Origin of the sequence: Gordonia sp. UBA7599 (assembly GCA_002477755.1) — a bacterium.
Lineage (GTDB): Bacteria > Actinomycetota > Actinomycetes > Mycobacteriales > Mycobacteriaceae > Gordonia.
In genome coordinates, this window is the sequence record DLKD01000158.1 from 1 (window position 1) to 2,404 (window position 2,404).

Annotated in this window: 2 protein-coding genes and 2 pseudogenes; 1 reads left to right on the forward strand and 3 read right to left on the reverse strand. The window is 67.4% G+C overall.

Annotated elements, in window-relative coordinates; translation table 11 throughout:
* A pseudogene (locus tag B4L26_RS17985) lies at positions 1-200 on the reverse strand (hypothetical protein); the annotation flags it as partial.
* Between the two features lie 132 nt (positions 201-332).
* Between B4L26_RS17985 and B4L26_RS17990 the strand changes: the two are divergent.
* Positions 333-1,376, forward strand: coding sequence for an MBL fold metallo-hydrolase (locus B4L26_RS17990; RefSeq protein ID WP_290721129.1), 1,044 nt, complete (start codon positions 333-335; stop codon positions 1,374-1,376).
* A 1-nt stretch (position 1,377) separates the two neighbouring features.
* Here B4L26_RS17990 and B4L26_RS17995 read toward each other — a convergent pair whose 3' ends face one another.
* Together B4L26_RS17995 and B4L26_RS18000 are read right to left on the reverse strand one after the other, a co-directional pair.
* The gene (locus B4L26_RS17995) at positions 1,378-2,127 is read right to left on the reverse strand and encodes an alpha/beta fold hydrolase (protein WP_290721131.1); all 750 of its coding nucleotides are present in this window, start codon (positions 2,125-2,127) and stop codon (positions 1,378-1,380) included.
* Between the two features lie 86 nt (positions 2,128-2,213).
* A pseudogene (locus B4L26_RS18000) lies at positions 2,214-2,404 on the reverse strand (elongation factor Tu); the annotation flags it as partial.

Genomic DNA, 2,404 nt, shown 5'->3' on the forward strand with positions numbered 1-2,404 from the left:
CACAGACCATCTGACACGCCCGACAGACGCATCCGACCGGCCAGGGTCAGCATCAGCGAAGCGCGCCCCCGACCGCCGACGCCCTCGATGACGGTGACCCCGCCCTCGCGGATCTTGACATCGGTCGGTCCGTACACCGTTCCCCATGGCGCGTGCACAGCCATGTCGCGGCCGTCCAACAGGTAGCTCGATTCGCTCATTAAAGGAATCTAATACGCTAAATGCAGTAACCGCACATCAACGGGTCGAACTCGGCCCGATTGTTTACCATCCCGGGGCTGGCGGCGCGCCGGGGATAGGTCCCCACGCCCGCCACTACTCTCGTCCGTGTGATGTCTTTTCCCGAACGTTCCCTGCATGGCGAGGCTGCCAACTACGAGGGCGGGGTCCACCCCGTCGCCGACGGTTCGGTCGCCTACCTCCAACCCAACGGCGGGCTCGGCGAGGCCAACGTCGGTGTCGTCCTCGGCGATGACTCGACGCTGATCATCGACACCTGTTGGGACCACAAACAGGCGCGGCGGATGCTCGACGCCATCGGCCCCCACATCAAGGACCGGCCGATCACCACGGTGGTCAACACGCATAGCAACGGCGACCACTGGTGGGGCAACGCACTGATGCCCGCCGACGCCCAGATCATCACCTCCACGGCCTCCTTAGAGGCCATGAAGACCGAGACGCCCGCGGCGCTCGGTGCCCTCCAGGTCGCCCTAAAGGCGGCCTCCCACCTACCCGGGCCGGCCGGTCGCTCGGCGCGCGAGGGGTACCACGAGTTCGCACCGTTCGAGTTCTTCTCGGTGCGCCGCCGCTACCCGGACACCACCTTCACCGGCCAGACCGAGATCACCGTCGGCGGACGCAAGATCGAACTGCTGGAAGTGGGACCGGCCCACACTCCGGGCGACCTGATGGTGTTCGACCACGAGGCCGGCGTCGTGTTCGGTGGCGACATCCTGTTCATCGAGCAGACCCCGATCATGTGGGAGGGGCCGACCCAGAATTGGATCAAGGCCATCGAGGCCATCCTCAAGTTCTCCCCAGAGGGCATCGTTCCCGGCCACGGTCCGCTGACCACCATCGAGCAGGTCACCAATCTGCACACCTATTTCCAGTGGGTGCAGTCGCAGGCGAAGTCGCACCATGACGCGGGAACGCCGGCGAAGAAGGCGGCGCTGCACATGCTGCGCTCCGCGGAGTTCCGTAGCTCGCCGTGGGCGCGGTGGGGCCGACCGGAGATCCTCGCGGTCACCCTCGCCACCGAATACCGCCACCTCGACGGGAAGGCCAAGTCACCCAACCAGGTGGACATGGCCCTCATGATGACCTCGGTCCGCGCGCTGGGCGACAAACTGGTCGCCGACGGAAAGGGGTGACCTACGACGCCGGACCGGACGCAAGATGTCCGACGACGGCATCGATGAATGCGCGCGGGCTTCTCTGGTGGATGCTGTGCCCGGCATCGATGGTGTGAAACCGTGCGGCGGGCAGCGCATCGACGACCGCCGCCAGGTGCTGCGGGGGCAGGAAACTCCGCGCTCCCCCGGACACAACGAGCGCTGGCGCATCAACGGCTGATAGATCCGCCCACCACTGCGGGTCCGCCTGCTTGAACTGAGTGAGCACCTCGCCGGGGACGCGGCGGTCGAACATCAGGTACGGTCGCGGATCGGCGAGTAGCGACACCAGTCCGCGCACTCGCTCCCCCAGCGGCGCCGACGGTTCGATGTCTTCGGCGACGTCGACCTCGTCGCGCGGCATCGGTGGCACCTCCTCGAGCACCATCGCGCCGATCCGCTCCGGTTCGGCCATCGCCATCCGCAGCGCCGCCTGGGCGCCGAGCGAGTGCGCGACGACGTCGACGCGATCGGCTCCGAGATCGTCGACGACGGCCCGCAGGTCATCGCGGAAGTCATCCAGGCGATAGCTGCCCGCTCGCCCGCTGCGGCCGTGTCCGCGCAGGTCAACTGCGGCCACGCGACGCCCCTGCGCGCGCAGTGCGCCGGCGACCTTGCGCCACGTCGTGTGGTCACTGCCCATCCCGTGCACGAGCAGGACCGGCGTGCCGTCGTCCTCGCCCGAGCACCGCACCGCCAGGTCGACCGGTCCCCGCTTCACCACATGCACGGCATCGAGCCTAACGTCGGACAGACAAAGCGAAACGGCGCCCACCCCCGAAGGGATGGGCGCCGTTTCAGCGCTTACTACCTAGATCACTTGATGATCTTGGTGACGCGGCCGGCACCAACGGTGCGGCCACCCTCGCGGATCGCGAAGCGCAGGCCCTCGTCCATGGCGACCGGCTGGATCAGCTTGACCAGCATCTCGGTGTTGTCGCCCGGCATGACCATCTCGGTGCCCTCGGGGAGGGTCACGACACCGGTCACGTCCGTGGTGCGGAAGT